19 protein-coding genes and 2 pseudogenes are annotated in these 24,179 nt (G+C 69.2%); 10 read left to right on the top strand and 11 right to left on the bottom strand.

Annotated features, from left to right (window positions below; translation table 11 throughout):
• Nucleotides 1-74: 74 nt before the first annotated feature.
• Nucleotides 75-1,493 (top strand): cell wall metabolism sensor histidine kinase WalK, encoded by a 1,419-nt coding sequence (locus tag ASC70_RS18880; protein WP_056053184.1) that lies wholly within the window; start codon nt 75-77, stop codon nt 1,491-1,493.
• A 3-nt stretch (nt 1,494-1,496) separates the two neighbouring features.
• Here the strand turns inward: ASC70_RS18880 and ASC70_RS18875 are convergent, their stop codons facing one another.
• Nucleotides 1,497-3,269 (bottom strand): PAS domain-containing methyl-accepting chemotaxis protein, encoded by a 1,773-nt coding sequence (locus tag ASC70_RS18875; protein ID WP_082539547.1) that lies wholly within the window; start codon nt 3,267-3,269, stop codon nt 1,497-1,499.
• 404 nt (nt 3,270-3,673) lie between these two features.
• Here ASC70_RS18875 and pstC point away from each other — a divergent pair, with 404 nt between their 5' ends.
• Genes pstC through phoB form a run of 5 tightly spaced genes read left to right on the top strand, consistent with a single transcriptional unit; the run spans nt 3,674 to nt 8,729 of the window.
• Nucleotides 3,674-5,113: a phosphate ABC transporter permease subunit PstC gene (pstC, locus tag ASC70_RS18870; RefSeq protein WP_056053180.1), complete on the top strand. Its 1,440-nt coding sequence runs from the start codon at nt 3,674-3,676 to the stop codon at nt 5,111-5,113.
• Nucleotides 5,106-6,404: a phosphate ABC transporter permease PstA gene (gene pstA / locus ASC70_RS18865; RefSeq protein WP_056053177.1), complete on the top strand. Its 1,299-nt coding sequence runs from the start codon at nt 5,106-5,108 to the stop codon at nt 6,402-6,404. Before pstC ends, pstA begins: the two co-directional genes overlap by 8 nt.
• A gap of 59 nt (nt 6,405-6,463) precedes the next feature.
• Nucleotides 6,464-7,306 carry a phosphate ABC transporter ATP-binding protein PstB gene (gene pstB, locus ASC70_RS18860; protein WP_082539573.1) on the top strand — a complete coding sequence of 281 codons (843 nt, stop codon included), beginning with the start codon at nt 6,464-6,466 and terminating at the stop codon, nt 7,304-7,306.
• A gap of 19 nt (nt 7,307-7,325) precedes the next feature.
• Nucleotides 7,326-8,018 (top strand): phosphate signaling complex protein PhoU, encoded by a 693-nt coding sequence (phoU, locus tag ASC70_RS18855; RefSeq protein ID WP_047406559.1) that lies wholly within the window; start codon nt 7,326-7,328, stop codon nt 8,016-8,018.
• Between the two features lie 18 nt (nt 8,019-8,036).
• Nucleotides 8,037-8,729 carry a phosphate regulon transcriptional regulator PhoB gene (phoB, locus tag ASC70_RS18850; protein WP_056053172.1) on the top strand — a complete coding sequence of 231 codons (693 nt, stop codon included), beginning with the start codon at nt 8,037-8,039 and terminating at the stop codon, nt 8,727-8,729.
• Here phoB and ASC70_RS18845 read toward each other — a convergent pair.
• Nucleotides 8,702-10,369 (bottom strand): ATP-binding protein, encoded by a 1,668-nt coding sequence (locus ASC70_RS18845; protein WP_056053168.1) that lies wholly within the window; start codon nt 10,367-10,369, stop codon nt 8,702-8,704. The two genes, phoB and ASC70_RS18845, sit on opposite strands and share 28 nt — an antisense overlap.
• A 200-nt stretch (nt 10,370-10,569) precedes the next feature.
• Here ASC70_RS18845 and purD point away from each other — a divergent pair, with 200 nt between their 5' ends.
• Entirely contained in the window at nt 10,570-11,856 is a 1,287-nt protein-coding gene (gene purD / locus ASC70_RS18840) for a phosphoribosylamine--glycine ligase (RefSeq protein ID WP_056053165.1), read from the top strand.
• Nucleotides 11,857-11,871: 15 nt separating this feature from the next.
• Here the strand turns inward: purD and ASC70_RS24585 are convergent.
• Nucleotides 11,872-12,281, bottom strand: a pseudogene (locus ASC70_RS24585) (VOC family protein).
• Between the two features lie 257 nt (nt 12,282-12,538).
• Between ASC70_RS24585 and ASC70_RS18830 the strand changes: the two are divergent.
• Nucleotides 12,539-13,621 (top strand): phosphotransferase family protein, encoded by a 1,083-nt coding sequence (locus ASC70_RS18830; RefSeq protein ID WP_056053162.1) that lies wholly within the window; start codon nt 12,539-12,541, stop codon nt 13,619-13,621.
• Nucleotides 13,622-13,629: 8 nt separating this feature from the next.
• A complete protein-coding gene (locus ASC70_RS18825; RefSeq protein ID WP_056053159.1) occupies nt 13,630-14,916 on the top strand; it encodes an amidohydrolase family protein in 1,287 nt (428 codons plus the stop codon).
• Nucleotides 14,917-15,042: 126 nt separating this feature from the next.
• On the opposite strand, the gene lpxK is transcribed toward ASC70_RS18825, so the two are convergent.
• From lpxK to ASC70_RS18800, 5 genes and pseudogenes are all read right to left on the bottom strand, one after another.
• Complete coding sequence (gene lpxK / locus ASC70_RS18820) at nt 15,043-16,050, bottom strand: tetraacyldisaccharide 4'-kinase (protein ID WP_056053157.1); 1,008 nt, start codon at nt 16,048-16,050, stop codon at nt 15,043-15,045.
• Complete coding sequence (locus tag ASC70_RS18815) at nt 16,047-17,324, bottom strand: 3-deoxy-D-manno-octulosonic acid transferase (protein ID WP_162247248.1); 1,278 nt, start codon at nt 17,322-17,324, stop codon at nt 16,047-16,049. The genes lpxK and ASC70_RS18815 overlap by 4 nt, the downstream gene beginning before the upstream one ends.
• Nucleotides 17,294-18,298, bottom strand: a complete 1,005-nt coding sequence (locus ASC70_RS18810; RefSeq protein WP_056053150.1) for a cation diffusion facilitator family transporter — start codon at nt 18,296-18,298, stop codon at nt 17,294-17,296. The genes ASC70_RS18815 and ASC70_RS18810 overlap by 31 nt, the downstream gene beginning before the upstream one ends.
• Nucleotides 18,299-18,329: 31 nt before the next feature.
• Complete coding sequence (locus tag ASC70_RS18805) at nt 18,330-19,043, bottom strand: lysophospholipid acyltransferase family protein (RefSeq protein ID WP_056748797.1); 714 nt, start codon at nt 19,041-19,043, stop codon at nt 18,330-18,332.
• A pseudogene (locus tag ASC70_RS18800) lies at nt 19,040-20,828 on the bottom strand (ABC transporter ATP-binding protein). Before ASC70_RS18800 ends, ASC70_RS18805 begins: the two are co-directional and overlap by 4 nt.
• 166 nt (nt 20,829-20,994) lie before the next feature.
• Here ASC70_RS18800 and ASC70_RS18795 point away from each other — a divergent pair.
• Nucleotides 20,995-21,660 (top strand): tyrosine-protein phosphatase, encoded by a 666-nt coding sequence (locus ASC70_RS18795; protein WP_056053144.1) that lies wholly within the window; start codon nt 20,995-20,997, stop codon nt 21,658-21,660.
• A 131-nt stretch (nt 21,661-21,791) separates the two neighbouring features.
• Here ASC70_RS18795 and ASC70_RS18790 read toward each other — a convergent pair whose 3' ends face one another.
• Genes ASC70_RS18790 through ASC70_RS18780 form a run of 3 tightly spaced genes read right to left on the bottom strand, consistent with a single transcriptional unit; the run spans nt 21,792 to nt 24,153 of the window.
• Complete coding sequence (locus tag ASC70_RS18790; RefSeq protein WP_162247244.1) at nt 21,792-22,025, bottom strand: DUF4170 domain-containing protein; 234 nt, start codon at nt 22,023-22,025, stop codon at nt 21,792-21,794.
• A gap of 20 nt (nt 22,026-22,045) precedes the next feature.
• Nucleotides 22,046-22,825: a 3'(2'),5'-bisphosphate nucleotidase CysQ gene (locus ASC70_RS18785; protein ID WP_056053141.1), complete on the bottom strand. Its 780-nt coding sequence runs from the start codon at nt 22,823-22,825 to the stop codon at nt 22,046-22,048.
• Nucleotides 22,822-24,153, bottom strand: coding sequence for a TldD/PmbA family protein (locus ASC70_RS18780; protein ID WP_056053138.1), 1,332 nt, complete (start codon nt 24,151-24,153; stop codon nt 22,822-22,824). Before ASC70_RS18780 ends, ASC70_RS18785 begins: the two co-directional genes overlap by 4 nt.
• Nucleotides 24,154-24,179: the final 26 nt, after the last annotated feature.

Here is a 24,179-nt window from a genome sequence, read left to right as displayed (position 1 = left end):
CTATCGCATGGCTTGGCAGGGCGCCATATCTGGATCGACGAATCGCGTCCCGCTTGAATCGGTGAGCCTCCCCCATGCCGCTGGCGAACACGCCCCCGGACGGATCAGAAAGCCGCCGCGCGACCCTGTTCTGGTCATCGATGATCGGGCCCGGTGTCATTCTGGGACTGGCGGTCACGGGGCTGGCCCAACCGGGGCCGGCCGTGGCCGCCGCCGTGGCGGCTGGCGGCGCGGGCTGGTGGCTTTCACGGCGCGTGAGCGGCCCGGCCGAACGTCCGATCCCCGGAATCGGTCTGGCCCAAGTCGCCGCCGTCGAGGAGGTCCCGCCCTTCGCCGCCATCCTGGACCGCCTTCCCGATCCCTTGATGGTGATCGCCGCCGAGGAGGCCGACGATCTGACAGGCCGCCGCTTCCTGTTCGCCAACGCCGCCGCGCGCGAGCTGTTCAAGATCCAGCACCAGGGCGCGCTGTTGGTCACCGCCGTGCGCAATCCGCGGGTGCTGGAGGCCGTGGACGAGGCGCTGTTCGGCGGCGTCGAAGGCGTGGTCGAGTTCGAAACCGGCGGGACGCAGGGTCGGGCTTGGCTGGCCCATGCCCGGCCGCTGAAGGAAAGCGTCGGCCGCTCGCGCCTGGCGTTGCTGGCCTTGCGCGACGAGACCGACGCGCGCCGCAGCGAGCGCACCCGCGCCGATTTCCTGGCCAACGCCAGCCACGAGCTGCGCACGCCCCTGGCCTCGCTGTCGGGCTTCATCGAGACTTTGCGCGGCCACGCCAAGGACGACCCGGGGGCCCGCGACCGGTTCCTTGGGATCATGCTGGCCCAGGCCGAGCGGATGTCGCGGCTGATCGACGACCTGATGAGCCTGTCGCGGATCGAGCTGAACGAGCACATCGCGCCGCTGGGCCGCGTGGACCTGGCCATGGCCGCCGTCGACGTGATCGACGCCCTGGCGCCCCAGGCTCGCGAAAAAGCGGTGAGCTTCGACCCCGTCCTGCCGCCGCGCGGCGGGGCCGTGGTCGAGGGCGATCGCGACCAGATCATCCAGGTGATCCAGAACCTGATCGACAACGCCATCAAGTACACGCCCAAGGGCGGGGTGGTGCGGGTCGAGATCTTCCCGGGCCTGGCTGCCGAGGCCGCCGCCGCGCCGCGTGATTCCACCGCCGCGCGGATGTCGCTGCTGACGCCGGACCACGACCTGGCCGAACGCTATGCGGTGCTGCGGGTCACCGACCGAGGCCCCGGACTGGCGCGCGAACACCTGCCGCGGCTGACCGAACGCTTCTATCGCGTCGAGGGCCAGAAGAGCGGCGAGCGCTCGGGCACCGGCCTGGGCCTGGCGATCGTCAAGCACATCATGAACCGCCACCGCGGCGGGCTGACCGTCGAGAGCGTGCAGGGCGAGGGCGCCACCTTCGGCGTCTATTTGCCGATGGCCAAGGCCGGCGCGAACCCCGTTTCGCCCCCTCCGACGGCGGCGGCAGAGGCCTAGATTCTAGAACTCGTCCCAGGCCTCCGCCTTGACGGCCAGGGCCGCGCCGCCCGGGCGATGAGCCATTCGCGACGCCGGCTTGTGCTGGGGCGCTCGGCCAGGCTGTTCGATCCGCGCTCCGCCGGCCTTGGCGGCGCTGGTTGCGAACCGCGCCACCATGCGGGCAAGATCGGCGGACTCCGTCTGCAGGCTGGCGGCGGCCGCGTTGGCCTCTTCCACCATGGCGGCGTTCTGCTGGGTGACCTGGTCCATGCGATTGACGGCGGTGTTCACCTCGCTGAGGCCGGTCGCCTGTTCGCGCGAGGACTGGGCGATCTCCGAGATCAGGCCGTCGATCTGGCCGACCTTCTCGGCGATCGTCGAGAGCGCGCCCCCGGTGTCCCCGACCAGGCGGACGCCGCGCTCGACCTGGGCGGTGCTGCTGGCGATCAGGGTCTTGATCTCCTTGGCCGCCTCGGCCGAGCGCTGGGCGAGGGCGCGGACCTCCTGGGCCACCACGGCGAAGCCTCGGCCGGCCTCGCCGGCGCGGGCGGCCTCGACCCCGGCGTTCAGCGCCAGCAGGTTGGTCTGGAAGGCGATCTCGTCGATCACCCCGATGATGTTGGTGATCTGACCCGACGACTTCTCGATCTCGCCCATGGCGGCCACGGCGTCGCCGACGATCTCGCCGGAGCGCGCCGCGTCGGCGCGCGCGCCGGAAGCGGCCGTGGAGGCTTGGCGCGCACCCTCGGCGCTACGCTTCACCGTCGCGGTGATCTCGTCCAGCGCGGCCGCCGTCTCTTCCAGGCTGGCCGCCTGCTGTTCGGTGCGGCGCGACAGGTCGTCGGAGGCGGTCGAGATCTCGCGAGCGCCCGCGCCGACGCCGTGGGTCGCCTGGGTGACCACGCCCATGGCCTCATCCAGCACGGACATGGCGGTGTTGAAGTCGTCGCGCACCTTGCTGAACTGCGGATCGATCGCGCCAGCGATGCGGTAGGTCAGGTCGTTGCCGGCCAAGTGCTCGAGCCCCTGGGCGATCTCATTGACCGCGTGAACGCGGCCGGTGACCTCGGTAGCGAACTTCACGACCTTGGTGATGCGCCGCTTGTGGTCGAAGATCGGATTGTAGGAAGCCTGGATCCAGACCTCGCGCCCGCCCTTGCCCACGCGCTTGAACTCCGCGGCGACGAACTCGCCGGCATTCAGCTTGCGCCAGAAGTCGGCATAGTCGGCGGAGGCCGCGTAGCGCTCCTCGACGAACATGCGGTGGTGCTTGCCCTGGATCTCGGCCAGCGAGTAGCCGAGCGCGCCCAGGAAGTTCTCGTTGGCGGTCAGGATCTCGCCGTCCGGCGTGAATTCGATCACGGCCTGGGCGCGGCCGATGGCCTCCATCTTGCCGCGCTCCTCAGTGCTGCGGCGCTTCTCTTCGGTGATGACCGAGGCGACCTTGACGATGCGCGAGACGCGGCCGTGCGCGTCGCGGACCGGGTTGTAGGACGCCTGGATCCAGACCTCGACGCCGCCCTTGCCCAGCCGCAGATATTCCCGGGCGTCGAACTCACCGCGGCCCAGCTTCTGCCAGAAGGCCACGTAGTCGGGGCTGGCGGCATAGGTCGGATCGACGAACAGGCTGTGATGCTGGCCGACGATCTCGTCCAGCCGGTAGCCCATGGCCGCGCAGAAGTTGGCGTTGGCCGCGAGGATCTTGCCCTTCGGGTCGAATTCGATGGTGGCCAACGACCGGTCGAGCGCGGCCAGGGTCTGCACCGCGTGGGCATGCGAACGCTTGAACATCATGTCGTCATCGCTCCTCGGGGCGTCTTACTTGCTCCGGCGAACACTGGCGTCCGAGCGGGTCAATAAGTTCTGAACACGACACAGCACGCGATGTCGCAGCGCCTCGCTCATCGACCAGGCGACGGCGCGCCGTGGGGGTTTCGCCTACAACCCACGGAAAAAACTCAGGAATTTTCGGATGTGGAGCCAGCGCCCGGCCGCACGGTGGAGGTGCGACATATCGCGCAACGGCGTTATGCGACGAGGCGTATTCCGTGGCCGTTCAACCCTGGGACGGACGCTGTCGTCAAACTGTCATCAATCCGTCGCATAAGCACAGCGACGGCCCGGCATAGATCGGGCCGGGGGAGGGCGCGCGATCCTGCGGCGCTCTCGACAACCTTCGCGCAAGATTAGCCTCACGCATGCTGACCTGGCTCTCGCTCATTGTCCTGGCGCTGTTTTCCGGCGCGGCCTTCGTGGCCGGTCGCCGCCGCGCCGTGGCCGCCACCGGAGGCCGCGCCCGCGTCCTCCATTCCCTGCCGAACTATTACGGGACCTACGCGGCCCTGTGGGCGGGCGCGCCGGCCGCGCTGCTGCTGCTGGCGGGCGCCATGTTCGGCGGCCGCGTCGAGGACGCGGTCCTGCAGTCCACCCGCCCGGCCGCCGTCCAGGCTCTGGAGCCGGACCGCCAGGCCGTCTTCTACAGCGACGCCCAGGCGATCGCCGCCAAGCAATCGCCCAGTGAAGTGGCGTACGAAGGCGACCTGAAGGTCGCCCTGGACGCCAAGGTCGCCGAGGCCAAGCGTGTCGGGACCTTGATCAATGTCGGCATGCTGGCCGCCGCCGCCGTGCTGGCCCTGGCCGGCTTTCTGCTGGCCTTCCCGCGCATCTCCACCGAATTCCGCGCCCGCAACCGGGTCGAGGGCTGGATCGGCGTGCTGCTGATCGGCTGCTCGGTCGCGGCCGTGCTGACCACCCTGGGCATCGTGCTGTCGCTGGTCTGGGAAAGCTGGCGCTTTTTCCAGAGCGTCAATCCGCTGTCGTTCCTGTTCGGGACCGAGTGGAGCCCGCAGATCGCCATGCGCGCCGACCAGGTCGCCTCGGCGGGCGCCTTCGGGGCCGTGCCGCTGTTCGCCGGCACCTTCCTGATCATGTTCATCGCCATGCTGGTGGCCGCGCCCGTCGGCCTCTACTCGGCGATCTATCTCTCGGAATACGCCAGCCGCGGCGTGCGCGGCGTGGTCAAGCCGCTGCTGGAGATCCTGGCCGGCGTGCCGACCGTGGTCTACGGCTTCTTCGCCGCCCTGACCGTGGGCCCGATCTTCCGCGCCGGCTTCAACGCCCTGGGCGCGATGCTGGTCGGCACGATGCCGGGCGTCGGCCAGTACCTGATGGAAGTCCAGAACCAGATGGCCCTGGTGGCCGGGGTGGTGATGGGGATCATGCTGATCCCGTTCGTCTCCTCGCTGTCGGACGACATCATCAACGCCGTGCCGCAGACCCTGCGCGACGGCAGCTACGCCATGGGCGCCACCAAGTCGGAGACGGTCAAGAAGGTCATCCTGCCGGCCGCGCTGCCGGGCATCATGGCCGCCATGCTGCTGGCCGTGTCGCGCGCCGTCGGCGAGACCATGATCGTGACCATGGCCGCTGGCCTGCAGGCCAAGATGACGGTCAACCCGCTCGACACCGTCACCACCGTGACCGTCCAGATCGTCACCCTGCTGACGGGCGACCAGGAGTTCGACAGCCCCAAGACGCTGTCGGCCTTCGGCCTGGGCCTCACCCTGTTCGTGGTGACCCTGTGCCTGAACATCGTCGCCCTGCGCATCGTCCAGAAGTACCGGGAACAATATGACTGACGCGACCTTCGGCGCGGCTCCCCCGCGCTCCGCCGCCTCGACAGCCATGGAAGCCCGGCTGAAGAAGCGCCACCGCAGCGAGCGGATCTTCAAGGCCCAGGGCCTGGCCGCGATCATCGTGGCCTTGGTGTTCCTGGTCGTGCTGGTCGGCCGGATCGTGAGCCAGGGCTACACGACCTTCGAGAGCCACACGCTCAGCGTGCCGGTCTATCTGAACCCGGACCGCATCGACCGGTCGGACCTCACGGGCGTCAACTACGACTACATCGTCGCCGAAGCGATGATGAAGAAGCTGGGCGTGCAGGACGACGACCTGGGCACGGTCTCGACCAAGGTCCAGGACCTGGTGTCGCGCGACTTCGGCTTCCAGTTGCTGAACAAGATCAAGGCCGACCCGTCGCTGATCGGCAAGACGATCACCGTCTCGGGCTCGCTGAAGGCCGACGCCGACCTGTATTTCAAGGGCGAGATCAAACGCTCGACCGCCGAGGGCGACCGCAAGCTGGACAACCAGCAACTGGACTGGCTGGAGCAGCTGAGGAAGAGCGGCGCGATCAAGTCGGGCTTCAACTTCGCCTTCTTCACCAACTCCGACTCGACCGAGCCCGAACAGGCCGGCGTGCTGGGCGCGGTGGTCGGCTCGGCCATGATGCTGATCATCACCGCCCTGATCGCGGTGCCGGTGGGCGTGCTGGCCGCGACCTATCTGGAAGAGTTCGCCCCGAAGAACCGCTGGACCGACATCATCGAGGTCAACATCAACAACCTCGCGGCCGTGCCGTCGATCGTCTACGGCCTGCTGGGCCTGGCGCTGTTCATCAACTGGTTGAACGTGCCGCGCAGCTCGCCGCTGGTCGGCGGCTTGGTGCTGGCCCTGATGGCTCTGCCGACCGTGATCATCGCCACCCGCTCGGCCCTGAAAGCCGTGCCGCCCTCGATCCGCGAGGCCGCGCTGGGCGTCGGCGCGTCGAAGACCCAGACGGTCTTCCACCACGTGCTGCCGCTGGCCATGCCCGGCGTGATGACCGGCGCCATCCTGTCGCTGGCCCACGCCCTGGGCGAAACCGCCCCGCTGCTGATGATCGGCATGGTCTCGTTCGTGCCCGGCGTGCCGGAAGGCTTCACCGGCGCCGCGACCGTGCTGCCGGTCCAGGTGTTCATCTGGGAGAACGCGTCCGAACGCGCCTTCCACGAGCGCACGGCCGCCGCCATCATCGTCCTTCTCGTCTTCATGATCGTCATGAACGCCGCGGCCGTGATCATGCGCCGCCGCTTCGAGCGCCGCTGGTGAGACCCCCCATGACCCAGATCCTGAACCCTCTCGCTTCGCCCCTCGTGAAGGGACACGCCATGCCCGTCCAAAGCCCCGACGACACCGCCCACACGCCGATGATCCACACCACCGTGCCGCACGCCCACGCCGCCGCTCCCGTCGGCGAGCCCAAGATCAAGGCGCGCGACGTCAAGGTGTTCTACGGCGACAAGCAGGCGCTGTTTGACGTCAACATCGACATCCCGGCCAAGTCGGTCACCGCCTTCATCGGCCCGTCGGGCTGCGGCAAGTCGACGTTCCTGCGCAGCATCAACCGCATGAACGACACCATCCCCTCGGCCCGCGTCGAGGGCTCGATCGAGATCGACGGCGCCGACGTCAACCTGAAGAGCGTCGACCCGGTGGTGCTGCGCTCGCGCGTCGGCATGGTGTTCCAGAAGCCCAATCCCTTTCCGAAGACGATCTTCGAGAACGTCGCCTACGGCCCGCGCATCCACGGCCTGGCCACCGGCAAGGTCGAGCTGGAAGCCATCGTCGAGAGCAGCTTGAAGAAGGCCGGCCTCTGGAACGAAGTGGCCGACCGCCTGCATCAACCTGGCACGGGTTTGTCGGGCGGCCAGCAGCAGCGCCTGGTCATCGCCCGCGCGATCGCCGTGTCGCCGGAAGTGATCCTGATGGACGAGCCCTGCTCGGCCCTCGACCCGATCGCCACCGCCAGGATCGAAGAACTGATCGACGAGCTGCGCAGCCAGTTCTGCATCGTGATCGTCACCCACTCGATGGCCCAGGCCGCCCGCGTCTCGCAACGCACGGCCTTCTTCCATCTGGGCAAGCTGGTCGAGAGCGGCCCGACCGAGGAGATGTTCACCAATCCTCGCGACAGCCGCACCCAGGACTACATCACCGGCCGCTTCGGCTGATCGGGCGGGAGAGAACGAGATGACCGAACACACCGTCAAATCCTACGGCGAAGAACTGGCCCACCTCACGGCCGAGGTCACCCGCATGGGCGGCATCGCCGAGTCGCAGGTCGCCGACTGCATCGCCGCCATCGCCCGCCGCGACGGGCCCCTGGCCCAGGCCGTGGTCGCCGGCGACGAGCGCCTGGACGCACTGCAGGGCGAGATCGAGCGCAAGGCCTTCCGCCTGATCGCCCTGCGCCAGCCGATGGCCGTGGACCTGCGCCACGCCGTCGCCGCCCTGAAGATATCGATGAGCCTGGAACGCTGCGGCGACATGGCCAAGAACATCGGCAAGCGCGCGCTGATCCTGACCGAAGCCGATCCGATGACCGCCCTGACCCGCTCGATCGAGCGCATGGGCAAGCTGGTGCAAAGCCGGCTGAAGGACGTGCTGGACGCCTACACCACCTCGGACCTGCAGCGCGCCATCGGCGTGTGGAGCCGCGACGAGGAGGTCGACGAGCACTACAATTCGATCTTCCGCGAGCTCTTGACCTACATGATGGGCGATCCGCGCACGATCAACGCCTGCGCCCATCTGCTGTTCGTGGCCAAGAACCTCGAGCGGATCGGCGACCACGCCACCAACATCGCCGAGATCATCCACTTCGAGCTGACCGGCGACGAGCTGATCTCGCAACGCCCCAAGCTCGACGTCGTGGCGCAGTAATCCAAGAGGCGACCTGAAGTGACTCCCTACGTTCTGGTGGTGGAAGACGAAGACGCCCTGGCCACCCTGCTGCACTACAATCTCGACAAGGAAGGCTACCGCGTCGGCGTGGCCGGAGATGGCGAGGAAGCCCTGATCATGGCCAACGAGCGGGCCCCGGACCTGGTCATCCTCGACTGGATGCTGCCCAAGGTCTCGGGCATCGAGGTTTGCCGCCGGCTGCGCGGCCGGGCCGAGACCCGCAACGTGCCGATCATCATGCTGACGGCGCGCGGCGAGGAGACAGACCGGATCCGCGGCCTCGACACCGGCGCCGACGACTATGTGGTCAAGCCGTTCTCGATGGTCGAGCTGACCGCCCGCGTCCGCGCCGTGCTGCGCCGCATCCGTCCAGGCCTGGCCGACGACCGCATCACGGTCGGCGACATCGTCATCGACCGGGTCGCCCATCGCGTGAAGCGGGACGGCAAGGAGATCCACCTCGGCCCGACCGAGTTCCGCCTGCTGGACTATCTGATGCAGCATCCGGGCCGGGTGTTCAGCCGCGAACAGCTGCTGGACGCGGTCTGGGGCTCGGACGTCTATGTCGAGGCCCGCACGGTCGACGTCCACATCGGCCGCCTGCGCAAGGCGCTGAACGGCACCTCGGACGGCGACCCGATCCGCACGGTGCGCTCGGCGGGCTACTCGCTGGATCTCGACGCGGCCTGAAGGCCTTCGCGGCGGTCCGACTCGTCGGCCGCCAGATCGCCCGCCGCCGCGATGCTCTCGAACAGGGCGGTGACGGTGATCGGCTTGGCCAGGTGCAGATCCGCACCGGCTTCGAGGCAGGCCTCGACCTGATGCGGCATGGCGTTGGCGGTCAGCGAGATGATCGGAATGCGGTCGCGGGTTCCGGCGTGCTCGCGCGCCCGAATTTCCCGGATCGCGGTCAGGCCGTCCATCACCGGCATCTGGGTGTCCATCAGCACCAGGTCGAACGGCTGGCTGTCGAACGCCTCGAGGGCGGCGGCCCCGTTCTCGACCACGACAAGGTCTGCGATCTCGCCCAGCATCAGCTCGACGACCCGCTGGTTGGTCGGATGGTCTTCGGCCAACAGGACCCGCAGGCGCTGGGACAACGGCGTCGGGGCCGCGCGGCGGGTCGGCGTGGGGACCTCGGCCTGAGCGGGAGTCAGCCGGGCGGTGAAGCGGAAGCGCGCGCCCTCGCCCGGAGCCGAGTCGCAGATGATGTCGCCGTCCATCAGCTTGGCGAACCGCAGCGCGATCGACAGCCCAAGGCCCGAACCGCCGAAGCGACGGGTGATCGAGCCGTCGCCCTGCACGAAGCGTTCGAACAGGCTGGCCTGGACCTCGGGCGAGAAGCCCTCGCCGGTGTCCTCGACATCGACCGTCAACGTGATCGCGCCATCACCGATCTCCCGCGTGGCGGCGCGGACGGCGACCGAGCCCTCGCAGGTGAATTTCACCGCGTTGCTGACCAGGTTGTTGACGATTTGGCCGATCTTCAGGGCGTCGCCGACGGCGTGGTCGTGGAAGCCCGGAGCGATGTCGAGCGAGAAGGTCAGGCCCTTCTGGTGGGCCAGGCCCTCGAAGATGGCCGCGGCCGCGGTCAGGCCGGCGCGCAAGTTGAACGGCGCGATCTCCAGTTCGACCTCACCGGCCTCGACCTTGGCCAGATCCAGGATGTCGCTGAGCAGGGCGTTCAGCACCCGTCCGGAGTTGAGGATCACGTCCATCATCTCGCGCTGACGATCGGTCAGCTCGGTCTGGGCCAGCACCTGGGCCATGCCCAGCACGCCGTTCAATGGCGTGCGGATCTCGTGGCTCATATTGGCGAGGAATTCGGACTTGGCGATGCTGGCGGCCCGGGCGCTCTCCAAGGCGGCCTCCAGAGCGGCGGCCGAGGCTTTCCGTTCGGTGATGTCCTCGCTGATGATCAGCAGTAGTTTCTCGTCGTTCTCGCCCGGAATGGCGATCTTCTTGGTCTGCAGCCAGCGGTCGCCGTTGTGCGGGGTCTTCAGCGGCTCTTCGTCAATCACCCAGAGGCGGTTGCTCTCCAGCACCTTGCGGTCCATCTCGGCGAAGGCGGCGGCCTGGTCGGCGGGGAAGAAGTCGGCGTCGTTGCGGCCGATCATCGCCTCGCGCGGTACGCCCAGCAGTTCCTCGCCCGTGCGGTTGACCAGGACAAAGCGTCCGTCGCGGCCGTTCTTGACCACCAGCATGGCGGGGATGCTCTCGACGACGGCGTCGAGAAAGGCGCGCGAGTGGAGCGCCTTGGCCGGATGCGAGGCGTCGGCGGCGGCCGCTGGATCGGGGCCCAGCAAGCGGTCGTGTTCGTCTGCGGCCATGCGTGGCGTCGGGTCCCTGGCGCTTTAACGCTTCGATCGGATGCGCGAACTCAATTCCGCATTGAGGCGCGGGACCATGAGCTTGACAAGCGAGTCCAGGCTCGACGGGACGATAGGACGCACCGGGGGCGACGTCGCCTCGACGCGGCGGCGAGAGCATGGCTTGACCCGAGGGCGCCCGCGCGTCACACCCCGCGCTCATGGAAAAGCTGACCATCCTCCTCGTCGGGTCCGGCGGGCGCGAGCACGCCCTGGCCTGGAAGATCGCCCAGTCGCCGCTGTGCGGCCGCCTCGTCGCCGCCCCGGGCAATCCGGGCATCGAAGAGGTCGCCGAGCTGCGGAACGTCAAGGTCACGGACGCCGACGCGCTGGTGGCCCTGGCCCGGGAGATCGGCGCGGACCTGGTGGTGGTCGGCCCGGAATCGGCGCTGGAAGTCGGCCTGGCCGACAAGCTCGCCGAGGTCGGCATCCCCTGTTTCGGCGGCAGCCAGCGCGCCGCCCAGCTGGAGACCTCGAAGGCCTTCACCAAGGATTTCTGCCAGCGTCACGGCCTGCCAACCGCGGCTTATGGCGTGTTCGAGGATGCGGCCTCGGCCGGGGCTTTCCTCGACAGCCTGGACGCGCCGTTCGTGATCAAGGCCGACGGCTTGGCGGCGGGCAAGGGCGTGGTCATCGCCGCGACCCGCGCCGAGGCCGACGCCGCCGTCGTCGACATGCTGGGCGGCCGCTTCGGCTCGGCCGGCGCGCGTGTGGTGATCGAGGAGTTCATGCACGGCGAAGAGGCCTCGCTGTTCGCCCTTTGCGACGGCAAGACCGCCCTGCTGTTCGGCGCGGCCCAGGACCACAAGCGCGCCTATGACGGCGACGAGGGCCCCAATACCGGCGGCATGGGCACCTATTCGCCGCCGCCCGTGCTGACCGAGGCCCTGATCGAGCAGGCCTGGCGCGAGCTGATCGTCCCGACGGTCGAGGGCATGGCCGCCGAGGGCAATCCTTATGTCGGCGTGCTTTATGCCGGCCTGATGCTGACGCCGACGGGCCCCAAGCTCGTCGAGTACAACGCCCGCTTCGGCGATCCCGAGTGCCAGACCCTGATGCTGCGCCTTTCGAGCGACCTCGTGCCGATCCTGCTGGCCGCGGCCAAGGGCGAGCTGGCCTCGGTCGCGCCGCCGACGTGGCGCGAGGAGGCGGCGATCTGCGTGGTCCTGGCCGCCGAAGGCTATCCCGACGCGCCCAAGACCGGCGGCCTGATCCAGGACGCCGACGCCGATTTCGGCGGCGAGGCGGTGGTCTTCCACGCCGGCACGACCCGCGACGCCGAGGGTCTCCTTCGGGCGTCCGGCGGCCGGGTGCTGAACGTCTGCGCCCTAGGCGCGACCCTGCACGAGGCTCGCGACGTGGCCTATGCGGCGCTGGGGACGATCTCGCTGGAAGGCGGCTTCTACCGCACCGACATCGGTTGGCGGGCGTTGCAGCCGCGAGGCTGAGCGCCCGCCAACGGCCTACGCCCGGTGCGCCACCTCCACCAGGATCTCGCCCGGCGCGGTGAAGTAGAAGCCGAACGCGCCGCGCTGGACTGAAGCTTCGCCGACGCTCAGCCCGCCCTCGGTCATCCGCCGGTGCAGGTCGCTGACTTCCGCTTCGCTCTCCAAGTGAAAGCCGATGTGGAACGGAACCGGCCAGGTCTGGGCCCCGTCGTCGCGCAGGCGGCTGAGGATCAGCACCAGGCCGGCGCTGTCGCGCAGGATGGCCAGGCCGTTCTGGCCCAGCGTCCGCTCGTGGGTGAAGCCAAGCCAGGTTTCGAAGAAGTCCCGGGTCGCGGCGACGTCGGGGACGGGCAGGTCGAGATGGTTCAGGCGCATGGGCGCACTCCTTGAGTCAGGGGCGCGGCGCGTGGGGGCTTCGACGACAGAGAGTTCGACATAGACAGGGACCGCACACGCCGAGCCAACGGCGCGGGGATCGCGCCGCCGTCTCGTCGCGGGTCCCCGCCCGTAGGCGGGGTACAGGTTCTCCGACAAGCGGAGCGACCGGGCTTACCTGGGTCCGGTCCTTGGCCCTTTTTCGACGAGGCTCTTCTAGCCTTCGTGACCCGAGCACTCAAGCGGCTTGCCACCCGCGCGTCGCCCTCTAAACTCCCGGTTCAAACAAGCGTTGGGGAGAAGCGCCATGGCCGAAGCCGCCGAACAGTCCGTCCAGGACCTGAACTCGGGCACCAAGCCGGTCGACCCGCGCCATGCGATCGACGAGGCGAAACTGGCCGCTTGGCTCGCGGCGAATGTCGAGGGCTATGCCGGCCCGCTAGAGGTGCGCCAGTTCAAGGGCGGCCAGTCGAACCCGACCTACCAGCTGGTCACGCCCGCCAGGAAATACGTCCTGCGCCGCAAGCCGCCGGGCAAGCTGCTGCCTAGCGCCCACGCCGTCGATCGCGAGTTCAAGGTGATCTCGGGGCTCAACAAGGCCAACTTCCCCGTCGCCAAGGCCTATGCCCTATGCATGGACGAGGACGTGATCGGCACGATCTTCTACGTGATGGACAATGTCGAAGGCCGGATCCTGTGGGACGGGACGCTGCCCGACTACCAGCCGGCCGAGCGGCGGGCGATCTACGAGGCCGAGATCGACACCCTGGCGGCCCTGCACAATGTCGACTACGCGGCCGTGGGCCTGGCCGACTATGGCAAGCCCGGCAACTATTTCGCCCGCCAGATCGACCGCTGGACCAAGCAGTACAAGGCCTCCGAGACCAAGCCGATCGCCGAGATGGACCTGCTGATCGACTGGCTGGCCAAGAGCTGCCCGGCCGACGACCAGACCTCGATCGTCCATGGCGACTACCGGCTCGACAACATGATCCTGCACGCGACCGAGCCGCGCGTGGTGGCGGTGCTGGACTGGGAGCTGTCGACCCTGGGCAATCCGCTGGCCGACTTCAGCTACTTCCTGATGAACTGGGTGATGCCGTCCGACCAGCGCGGCGGCCTGGCCGAGATCCAGGATCTGGAGGCCTATGGCGTGCCGACCATTCCGCAGGCGGTCGAGCGCTATTGCAAGGCCACGGGCCGCGACGGCCTGCCCGAGCTGGACTGGTATTTCAGCTACAACCTCTTCAGACTGGCCGGCATCTGCCAGGGCATCGTCGGCCGCGTCCGTGACGGCACCGCCGCCAGCGCCCATGCGCAGCTGATGGAGGCGCGCGTGCCGGTGCTGGCCAAGGGGGCCTGGACCTTCGCGCGGAAGGCGGGGGCTTAAGTCACACCATGCGGAACCTGTTCGTAGGCGCCTGCGCCCTGGCGATGCTCGGGGCGCTGGCCAGCGCCGCCTGCGCCGAAACCGTCTTCGTTCAGGCCGGCAAGCTGCTGGCTGACCCGGCCACCGGCAAGGTCGAGACCGCCAAGACCGTGGTGCTGGAGAACGGCAAGGTCGCCCGCATCGTCGACGGCTATGTCGCCGAGCCGGGCGGCAAGATCGTGGACTTGAAGGACAGCTTCGTCCTGCCGGGCCTGATCGACAGCCACGTCCACCTGACGGGCCAGCAGGGGCCGACCTCGCGGCTGGACAACGTTACCCAGTCACCGGCCGACGAGGCCATGGTCGGGGCCGGTTACGCCCGCAAGACCTTGATGGCGGGCTTCACGACGGTGGCGGACCTCGGCGCCAACAACCAGGCGATCTTCGCCCTGCGCGAAGGGATCAAGCGCGGCGACGTGCCCGGTCCGCGGATCATCGCCGCCGGCTCGGCCGTCTCGGTCCACGGCGGCCACGGCGACGTCAACGGCTACAGCGAGGAGGTCATGCACGTGCTGCGACCGACCTCGGTTTGCTCGGGGCCGGACGACTGCCGCCGCGCCGTGCGCGAGCAGGTCTGGCTGGGCGCCGACATCATCAAGATCACCGCCACCGGCGGCGTGCTGTCCAACACCGCCGCGGGCCTGAACCAGCAGTTCTCGGACGCCGAGTTGCAGGCGATCGTCGAGACCGCCCACCGCATGGGCCGCAAGGTGACCGCCCACGCCCACGGCGTCGACGGCATCAACAGCTTCCTCAAGGCCGGCGGCGACTCGATCGAGCACGGCACCTATCTGGACGCCGACAGCATCGCCCTGTTCAAGAAGAACGGCGCCTATCTGGTCCCGACCCTGATGGCCGGCGATTTCGTCTATCGGATCGCCTCGGGCCCGAACAACTTCCTGACCCCGGCCCAGACCGCCAAGGCGCTGGACGCGGGTCCAAAGATGCTGGCCATGGCCCGCCGCGCCCACGACGGCGGGGTCAAGATCGCGTTCGGCACCGACACCGGCGTCTCGGCCCACGGCGACAACGCCGGCGAGTTCGCCCTGCTGGTCAAGGCGGGCCTGACGCCGCTGGAGGCGATCCAAGCGGCCACGGTCAACGCGGCGGATCACTTCTCGCTGAGCGGCGAGATCGGCAGCCTGGCGCCGGGCAAGGCGGCGGACCTGATCGCGGTGAAGGGCGATCCGCTGAAGGACGTCTCCGAGCTTCAGCACGTGACCTCGGTGATCAAGGGCGGGGTGGTTTACAAGTAGCGGGTTTCGCCCTTCCGCCCCCTCCGGGGGCGGACGACCGCGCGCCGCGCGGTCAGGTGGGGGCAAGTTTCGAATTGCCCCCTCCGGGCCTGCGGCCCTCCTCCCCCGGAGGGGGAAGAAGGGATCTTACAGCCCCACGCCCGCCAGCAGCTTCTCCACCGCCGCCTCGTCGTCGAAACGGGCCCGTACCGGCCAGGGCGTCACCTTCTCGCGCCATTGCGGCGGCAGGCGCACCCAGTCCTTCTCGGTCGTGACCAGGCCAGCGTCATAGACCTTGGCTCGTTCGGCCAGCATCTTCAGCGTCGCTTCGTCGTAGGCGCCATGGTCCGGGAAAGGCGCGAAGTCGACCAGTTGGCAGCCGGCGGCGGTCAGGGCCTTCTCGACCTTCCAGGGCTTGCCGATGCCGGCGAAGCCGACCTGCGGGCCCTTCGGCACGGGGGCGGCGGCCTCCAGGCGGGCGACCAGCACGGGCATGTCGCCGAACTCGACCAGCAGGTCGAAGTCGGGTTGCTCCATGTCGATCGGCAGCAGCACGATCACGGCGTCGGCGCGAGACAGCCCGACCTTCAGCGGCTCGCGCATGGGGCCAGCGGGAAAGACCCGGCCGTCGCCGAACGGCCACTCGCCGCCGCGCGTCTCGCCATCGACCACGACCAGAGACAGCGCCTTCTTGACCGTCGGGTTCTGGTGGCCGTCGTCCATGACAACGGCCTGGGCCCCCCTCCGAATGGCGGCCTTGGCACCGGCGACGCGATCGACGGCGACCCACATCGGAAAGTCCTGGGCCAGCATCAGCGGCTCGTCGCCGACGTCGGCGGCGGTGTGGCGAGCCGTGTCGACCTGGACCGGGCCCTTCAGCTTGCCGCCATAGCCGCGCGACAGGCCGTGGGCCGCGACGCCGCGCTTGGTCAGAGTCAGCAGCAGCTCGCGGACGATCGGCGTCTTGCCGGCCCCGCCCATGGTGACGTTGCCGACGCAGATCACCGGCGCGCCGACGATGGCGGGCGTGGTCCGCGCGATCCGGCGGCGAGTGGTGTCGGACCAGATCCACGACAGCGGGGTCAGCAGGGCGCGGGTCAGCGGGGCCGGTCCGCCCTTCTTCACGTACCACCAGCGCGGCGTGCCGAGTTTCATGGAACCAGCTCGAGAATACGGGACAGGCCGGCGCGGGCCTCGGCGTCGCGGGTGTCGACGAACGTGCGGGCGCGGACGGCGCGCGCCTTGGCCGCGGCGGGGGTGGCCAGGTCGGCGGCAAGCACGTCGCGCAGGGCGTTCGGCGCCGTCATGACCACGCCGTCGGCGGCTTCCAAACCCGCGAAGGCCGAAGCCCAGTTGTCGACGAACGCACCGCTGATCGCCGGGCAGTCCAGTCGCGCGGCCTCCAGCGGATTGTGGCCGCCGACGCCCGGAACCAGGCTGCCCGCGATCAAAGACGTTCCCGCCAGCCGGAACCACAGACCCATCTCGCCGAGCGTGTCGGCGACGATCACGTCGGCGACCGCGTCCGAGGTCCGGCTGCGCAAGGCCGCGGTCAGGCCGCGCGCCTTGGCGAGCTCTGTGATGGCGGGGCCGCGTTCGACATGGCGCGGGGCCAGCACCACCGACGGTCGGTCGGGCAGAGCGGCGACGGCGTCCAGCACGATCTCGTCCTCGCCCGGATGGGTGCTGGCGATCAGCAGGGGTGGGCGCGGGAAACGCGCGCGCTCGGCGGTCAGGACGGCGTCGTCGATCGGCAGCGGCGCGGCGCCGAACTTCAAGTCGGCCTCGCCGGCGACCTTGCCGCCAAGGGCCTCGAAGCGCTCGTGCGCCCTCGCGTCCTGGGCCAGGATCAGGTCGAAGTTCGACAGCAGCAGGCGCGCGGCGTCCGGGCGCTGGGTCCAACGCTTGAAGCTGCGGTCCGACAGCTTGGCGGAGACCAAAGCGAGGCGCGCACCGGCGGCCTTGGCCTCCAGCAGCAGGTTCGGCCACAGCTCGCTTTCGACGAAGACGGCCAGGTCGGGCTTCCAGCGGGCGATGAAGCGCCGCGCCGCGCCGGGGGCGTCGATCGGGACGTACTGGTGGATCGCGCCGGCCGGCAGGCGCTTGGCCAGCAAGGCCGCCGAGGTGGTGGTGCCTGAGGTGACCAGCACCGCCACCTCCGGCCGCTCGGCGCGCAGGCGCTCGACCAGGGGCAGGATCGACAGGCTCTCGCCGACGCTGGCGCCGTGCAGCCAGACCAACGGACCGTGCGGCCGCGCGGTAGGGGCCTTGGCAAGGCGTTCGGCCAAGCGCGCGGGATCTTCCTTACCCTTGCGGGCGCGGCCCGCCAGAAGCGTCGGGGCGAGCGGTTCGAGCAGGCCCGTGGCGGCCCGATAGAGGCTCAGGGCGGATGGCCGGATCACACCACATCCGCCGGCGCCAGGCGGCAGCCGTGCGCGCCGCCGCTGGTTTCGACCTGGATGGTCACGTGGCCAATGTTGAACTTGTTGGCCAAGTGCTCGCAGGCCTCGTGCAGGAAGGCGTCGTGGTCGCCGTCCAGCGGACGGACAACGTGAGCCGTCAAAGCCGTCTCGGTCGTGCTCATCGCCCAGATGTGCAGGTCGTGGACCTCGATGACCCCCGGACGGTGAGCCAGCCAGTCGCGAACCTTGCCGGTGTCGATGCCGCGCGGAGCGGCGTCCAGGGCCATGTCCAGCGAGTCGCGCAGCAAGCTCCAGGTGCCCAGCACGATGACGGCGACGATGGCCAGGCTGACCACGGGATCCAGCCACAGCCAGCCGGTCAGGGCCATGGCCAAGGCCGCGATCACCACGCCGGCCGAGACGGCGGCGTCGGCGGCCATGTGCAGGAAGGCGCCCCGGACGTTCAGGTCGTCCTTGCTGCCCTTCATGAACATCAGGGCCGTGGCGGTGTTTATGGCGATGCCGATGGCGGCGACCACCATCACCGGACCGGTCTGGATCGGCTCGGGCGTGGCGAAGCGGCGAACGGCCTCCCAGGCGATGGCGCCGACGGCGATCAGCAGCAGGGCCGCGTTGGCCAGCGACGCCAGGATGGTGCCCTTGCGCAGGCCGTAGGTGCGGCGTGGGCTGGGCGCGCGTTTGGCCAGCACGACCGCGCCCCAGGCCATCAGCAGGCCCAGCACGTCGGACAGGTTGTGACCGGCGTCGGCCAGCAGGGCCAGGGAATGGGTGATCAGGCCGGCGGCGGCCTCGATCAGCACGAATCCCAGGTTCAACGCCACCCCGATCGCGAAGGCGCGGCCGAAGTCCTTGGGCGCGTGGCTGTGCCCGTGGTGGCCGTGGCCGTGATGATGGCCGTGCCCATGACCATGCGCATGGTCATGATCGTGATGATCATGGTCATGGTGATCGTGCGCGTGTCCGGAATGATCGTGCGGCATGGGTCCTACATCCCACCAAGGGCGGGGCGGATCAATCTTCGGGAGAGGTTTCGCCGACAATGGCTTCGGCGCGGCGCGAAACGGCGCTGAGGCGGGCGGCCCATAGCGGCGCCAGGGCGTCGACGTCATCGGTGCGCAGCACGCGGCCCGGCGCGTCCCAGACCATAGCGGCGCGCGCGAACGGCAGCGGTACGATGGTGCGGTCCCAGCTGTTGAGCCGGATGCAGGGCTGGGTGGCGATCCCGACGAACAGCACCGGCGCGCCCGTCATCCTGGCCAGGGTCACGACGCCCTTCTCCAGATGCTCGGCGGGGCCGCGCGGGCCGTCGGGGGTGACGGCCATGGCGTTGCCGTCGCGCACCCATTTGACCATGTCGCGGAAGGCCTGCTCGCCGCCCTTGTTCTTGGCCGGATCGGTCTTCTTGGCCGATGAGCCGCGCACGGCGGGGAAGCCGATCTTGTCCATCACCCGGGCGATGAACTCGCCGTCGGTCGACTGCGAGATCAGGGCGTGGATCCTCGGCTTGTCGGACCCTTGCGGCCACGAGGTCGGGGCGACCGGTACGCGTGAGTGCCAGAAGCACAGGATCGCGCCGCCGCCGTCCTTCAGGCTTTCGGCCCAGACCTGCTCGGCGGCCGTCTGGCCCTCGCGGGTCCAGCGCAGGGTGGCGTAGGTCAGGCGCAGATAGGCGGCCAGGAGCGAGGTCGTGGCGGCCATGACCCACGGCGAACGCAGCGGCCTCAAATCGAGGCCTCCGGCGCGTGGTCGAGATCCTGGGCCTTGGCCAGGCGCGCATAGAGGCCACCGGCGCGGACCAGCTCGGCGTGGCTCCCCGTCTCGACCACCCGGCCCCGCTCGATCACGTAGATCCGGTCGGCGTTCTTCACGGTCGACAGGCGGTGGGCGATCAGGATGGTGGTGCGGCCGGCCATCAGCCGTTCCAGCGCCGCCTGAACCTGGGCCTCGCTCTCGGTGTCGAGGGCGCTGGTGGCCTCGTCCAGCAGCAGGATCGGGGCGTCCTTCAGGAAGGCGCGGGCGATGGCGATACAGGCGGGCGCCCGCCTCGCCGACGGCGGTGTCGTAGCCCTCGGGCAGCTCCAGGATGAAGTCGTGGGCGGCGGCCTGGCGGGCGGCGGCCTCGATCTGCAGCTGGCTGGCGCCGGGCCGGGCGTAGGCGATGTTGGCGCGGATGCTGTCGTCGAACAGGAACGGCTCCTGGGTGACCAGGGCGATGCGGTCGCGCAAGGAGGACAGGGTCACCGCGCGGACGTCGTGGCCGTCGATCGTCACCGCGCCGGCCGTCACGTCGTAGAAGCGCGGGATCAGGTTGAGGATCGAGCTCTTGCCGCCGCCCGAGGGGCCGACCAGGGCCACGGTCTCGCCCTTGCGGGCCTGGATCGAGACGTCCGAAAGGGCCGGGATCTCGGCGCCGTACGAGAAGGTGACGTGGTCGAGGGCGATCGTGCCCTCGCCGACCGGCAAGGCCTTGGCGTCGGCGGGGTCGACGATGGTCGGGGCGACGTCCAGCGCCTCGAACAGGCGGCGGGCGGCGGTGAAGCCTTCGCTGAACACGGTCTGCAGGTTGGCGACCTGGCGCAGCGACTGGGCGGCGATGCCCAGCAGGATCACGAACTTCAGGAAGCCGCCGGCGGTGATCGGCGGCAGGGTCAGCGGCCCGACGACCAGCGCGCCGGTCAGCGCCCGCCAGCCGGCATAGGCGAACACCACGGCGATGACCAACTGCGAGAACAGCTCGGTGGCCGGCGCGGCCATGGCGCGGGCGTTGCTGCCCTTGATCAGATGGCGCTGGCGGCGGGCGACCACGGCGGCGACGCGGCCTTCCTCGTAGGCTTCCCGGTTCTCCATCTTGACGATCTTGACGCCGTCCAGGCTCTCCATGATCGCCGTCGAGAGGTTGGAGGTCTCGCCCATCGCCCCCTTGGCGGCCTTGGTGGTCCGCTTGGAGAAGTTGCGGATGATCGCGCTGACGGCGGGGACGACGACCAGCACGGCGATCGCCAGGAACGGGTCGCCCTTCAGCAAGGCCCACAGGGTGATGACCACCGTCAGGCCTTCGCGGACATAGTTGACGACGCCGGTGGTCGCCGCCTCGCGGATCAGGCCGGCGTCATAGAGCACCGACGAGACGTAGGATCCCGAGTGCGCGCCGCGCAGCCGGGCCAGGTCCGCCCGGACCAGACGCCCGAACAGGCGGGTCTGCATGTCGCCGACGACGCCGTTGCCGATGCGGTTGATCAGGCTGGCCTGGATGACCTGAAAGACGCCGCGCGCCACCGCCATCGCGGCGATGGTCAGGGGAACCCAGATCAACGCCCCGGGCTGCGGCTTGACGATCAGCTGGTCGACGGCCGGCTGCACGTACTCGCCCAGCATGACGGTCAGGCGGGCGACGATCACCGCGCTGATCATCGAGACCACGAAGCCCTTCCAGCGCGGCTGCAGGAATTCGCGCCACATCCGGCCCATCAGGGCGCGGTTCGAGGGCTGCGGACTGTCCTGTTCGGTCATGCGGGAGGGGTCGGACGTCGGGAGGGGGCTGTCAAGGACACGGGGGACGCACTGGCGACGAAAAGCGACGCCATGAAGGCCGCGCCACGGGATTTGCCTTAGGGGATTTTGCCTTTCGGGGCGCTTGGCCCTACTTAGGCCCGGAATTCCGAAGGATCGCCCCGCCTTGGCCAAGTTCGACCTCACCACGCCCTGGGGCCGGTTCAAGACCTATCTCCACTATCTGTGGAACGACCACGCCTATCTGCGGCTGGGTTTTTCCAACGCCCACTGGATCAGCCCCGAACTGGTTCGCGCCAACCAGCCGTGGCCGTTCCAGCTGGCCTGGTGGAAGAAGCAGGGAATCAAGACGATCGTGAACCTGCGCGGCGGCTTCGACGGCAGCTTCTACGCGCTGGAGAAGGACGCCTGCGAGCGCCTGGGCCTGAACTTCGTCGACTTCACCATCACCTCGCGCGAGGTCCCGATCCGCGAACGGGTGCGAGGCGCGAAGGCGCTGTTCGAGACGATCGAATATCCGGCCCTGATGCACTGCAAGTCGGGCGCGGATCGGGCGGGGATCATGAGCGTCTTCTACGCCCACTACCGCCTGGGTCTGCCGATCCGCGAGGCCATGCAGCAGCTGGGCCCGCGCTATCTGCACATCAAGCACGGCAACACCGGGGTGCTGGACTACGTCTTCGAGCAGTACCTGGAAGTCGGCGAGCCCAAGGGGCTGACCTTCAGCGAATGGGTCGAGAGCGACGACTACGATCCGGTCGCGATGAAGAAGACCTTCCGCGCGGGAATGCTGGGGAAGGTGCTGACGGACAGGATCCTGCGGCGGGAATAGGGGCGGTTACTTGCCCCCTCCGGACCTGCGGTCCTCCTCCCCCGGAGGGGGAAGAAGGACGCGCCCTTCCGTCCGCTTCGGGGGTGGACGACCCGCGGAGCAGGTCAGGTGGGGCCTGCCGAGTAGGCCGCTCAGTCCGTGCTCGGATCCAGCAGCTTGTGGGCGTGGATGATGAAGTACCGCGCGTGGGCGTTGTCGACCGTGGCCTGGGCCTTGGCCTTCCAGGCCTTGTGGGCCTCTTCGTAGTTCGGGAAGGCGCCGACGAACTCGACCTTGGAGAGGTCGCGGAATTCGGTGCCGGCGACGTCCTTCAGCTCACCGCCGACGACGATATGGAGAAGCTGTTTTTCGGCCATATGAAGCATGTTCCTGCGAGGAATTATGGTTATGGCAGCTCGATATGCCCGACGCGTGACAGGATCAACGGGTGAAGCGCCGGATTGGCGCAAACCAGGCTCGGAACCAACGGAACGGGGCGATTATAGGCGAATGGCCGGCCTCTGTGGTCGCTGAGCATCGCTCCGGCCCGGCGGCAGATCAGGTCCGCGGCGGCGACGTCCCACTCGCTCTTGGGCGACAGGGCCACGGCCGCGTCGAAGGTCCCCGCGGCCACCAGGCACATGCGGTAGGCGATGGAATTGCGGCTCTCGATCCGCATCTCCGGCCACGGCTCGCGCCAGGCCGGATGAGCGAACATCTTGGCGTCACCCAGCATGGCCGCGCCGAGCAGCTGGTCGGTGGCGCTGGGGCCGATCGGCTGACCATTCAGGGTGGCCGGCCCGTCGGCCGTGGCGGCGTAGGTCTCGTTCAGGGCGGGGGCGTGGACGACGCCGGCGATCGGCCGGCCGTTCTCGACCACGGCGATCGACACCGCGAACCACGGCTTGCCCTTCATGAAGGCGACCGTGCCGTCGATCGGGTCGACGACGAACTGGCGGGTCGTGGTCAGGCGAGCCGGATCATCGGCCGTCTCCTCTGACAGCCAGCCATAGTCGGGACGTTCGGCGCCGAGTTCGGTCTTCAGCAGGGTGTCGACGGCCAGGTCCGCGTCGGTGACCGGCGAGCCGCCCTCCTTGGACCAGATCTTCAATCCGCTCTCGCGAGCCCCGAGCGCCAGCTCGCCGGCCTCCCGGGCGGCCTGAAGGATCAGGTCCAGATCGTTCATTTGCCCGCGATCGCCAGGCCGTCGACCAGGATCGACGGGCTGTTGCTGGCGCCCCGGAACTCGAGATCGGAGCCGGGAACCAGCCGCGCGTAGATGTCGATCAGATTGCCGGCCACGGTGATCTCGGTGACCGGACCGGTGCTCTCGCCGTTCTCGAACCAATAGCCGGCGCAGCCCACCGACCAGTCGCCGGTGTTGCCGTTTAGCGACGGGCCGAACATCGAGGTGACGACCAGGCCGGTCCCGGCGTCCTGCATCAGGCCGCGCAGGTCCTTGTCGCCCGGCTGGAGCGTCAGGTTGTGGGTCGAGACGCCCGATGGGCCCGCCAGGCCGCGCGAGGCGTGGCCGGTGGTGGTCAGGCCCAGCTGCCTGGCCGAGCTGGTGTTGAGCAGCCAGGTGGTCAGGACGCCGTCGTCGATCAGGGCGCGGGCTTCGGTGGCCACGCCCTCGTCGTCGAACGGGGCCGAGCCCAGGCCGCGCACGCGGTGCGGGTCTTCCACCAGGCGTACGCCGCGCGCGAAGATCTGTTCGCCCAGCTTGTCCTTCAGGAATGAGGTGCCGCGGGCGATCGACGGGCCCGAGATCGCGCCCAGCAGCGGGCCGATCAGCGACATGGCCAGGCGGTTCTCGAAGATCACCGGGGCGGTGGTCGAGGCGATCTTGCGCGGGTTCAGGCGCGCCACGGCGTGGCAGCCGGCCTCCATGCCGATGTCGCCGGCGGCCGGCAGATCGCCGAAGTGCCTGGCTGTACGGCCCTCGCCGCCGCGCTCCATGCCCGCGCCCTCGCCGGCGATGGCCGAGGCCGAGATCGAGTGGCCGGTGGCCGCGTGGGTTCCGTGGAAGCCGGCGGTGGTGACCAGCGACCATTTCGACGACGACCAGCTGGCCGAGCCGCCGTCGGAATTGGTCACGCCCTTGACGGCGCGCGCGTGCTCTTCGGCCATGCGGCCCTGGGTCTCCAGGGCCTCGGCCGTGGGCTCGTAGACGTCGATCAGGTCGAGCTCGGGGAACGGGCCCTTGGCCAGGCGGTCTTGCGGCGCGAGGCTGGCATAAGGATCCTCCGGCGCCAGGCGGGCCATGGCGATGGCGCGCTCGACCAGCTTGGCGCGCGCGTCGGCCGAGACGTCCGAACCGGACACGGTGGCGCTGCGCTTGCCGATGAAGACGCGCAGGCCCAGGTCGCGGGCTTCCTCGCGCTCGACCTCTTCCAGCGCGCCCAGGCGGACCGAGACGGAGAGGGATTGGCGCTCGGCGAAGACAGCTTCGGCCGCGTCGGCCCCGGCCTTGCGCGCGGCGGCGACCACGTCATGCAACAGATTTTCGTCCATGCGGTCTTATGGACGAGGCGCGCGGG

It is taken from the genome of Caulobacter sp. Root343, assembly GCF_001425745.1.
In the GTDB taxonomy this organism is placed as follows: Bacteria; Pseudomonadota; Alphaproteobacteria; order Caulobacterales; family Caulobacteraceae; genus Caulobacter.
This window is presented reverse-complemented; position numbering and strand designations above follow the sequence as displayed.

Excerpts from the sequence above, each read along its gene's own strand:
- ASC70_RS18880 (WP_056053184.1), top strand. The coding sequence starts at position 75 with ATGCCGCTGGCGAACACGCCCCCGGACGGATCAGAAAGCCGCCGCGCG.
- ASC70_RS18875 (WP_082539547.1), bottom strand. The coding sequence starts at position 3,269 with ATGATGTTCAAGCGTTCGCATGCCCACGCGGTGCAGACCCTGGCCGCG.
- pstC (WP_056053180.1), top strand. The coding sequence starts at position 3,674 with ATGCTGACCTGGCTCTCGCTCATTGTCCTGGCGCTGTTTTCCGGCGCG.
- pstA (WP_056053177.1), top strand. The coding sequence starts at position 5,106 with ATGACTGACGCGACCTTCGGCGCGGCTCCCCCGCGCTCCGCCGCCTCG.
- pstB (WP_082539573.1), top strand. The coding sequence starts at position 6,464 with ATGCCCGTCCAAAGCCCCGACGACACCGCCCACACGCCGATGATCCAC.
- phoU (WP_047406559.1), top strand. The coding sequence starts at position 7,326 with ATGACCGAACACACCGTCAAATCCTACGGCGAAGAACTGGCCCACCTC.
- ASC70_RS18845 (WP_056053168.1), bottom strand. The coding sequence starts at position 10,369 with ATGGCCGCAGACGAACACGACCGCTTGCTGGGCCCCGATCCAGCGGCC.
- purD (WP_056053165.1), top strand. The coding sequence starts at position 10,570 with ATGGAAAAGCTGACCATCCTCCTCGTCGGGTCCGGCGGGCGCGAGCAC.
- ASC70_RS18830 (WP_056053162.1), top strand. The coding sequence starts at position 12,539 with ATGGCCGAAGCCGCCGAACAGTCCGTCCAGGACCTGAACTCGGGCACC.
- ASC70_RS18825 (WP_056053159.1), top strand. The coding sequence starts at position 13,630 with ATGCGGAACCTGTTCGTAGGCGCCTGCGCCCTGGCGATGCTCGGGGCG.
- lpxK (WP_056053157.1), bottom strand. The coding sequence starts at position 16,050 with ATGAAACTCGGCACGCCGCGCTGGTGGTACGTGAAGAAGGGCGGACCG.
- ASC70_RS18810 (WP_056053150.1), bottom strand. The coding sequence starts at position 18,298 with ATGCCGCACGATCATTCCGGACACGCGCACGATCACCATGACCATGAT.
- ASC70_RS18790 (WP_162247244.1), bottom strand. The coding sequence starts at position 22,025 with ATGCTTCATATGGCCGAAAAACAGCTTCTCCATATCGTCGTCGGCGGT.
- ASC70_RS18785 (WP_056053141.1), bottom strand. The coding sequence starts at position 22,825 with ATGAACGATCTGGACCTGATCCTTCAGGCCGCCCGGGAGGCCGGCGAG.
- ASC70_RS18780 (WP_056053138.1), bottom strand. The coding sequence starts at position 24,153 with ATGGACGAAAATCTGTTGCATGACGTGGTCGCCGCCGCGCGCAAGGCC.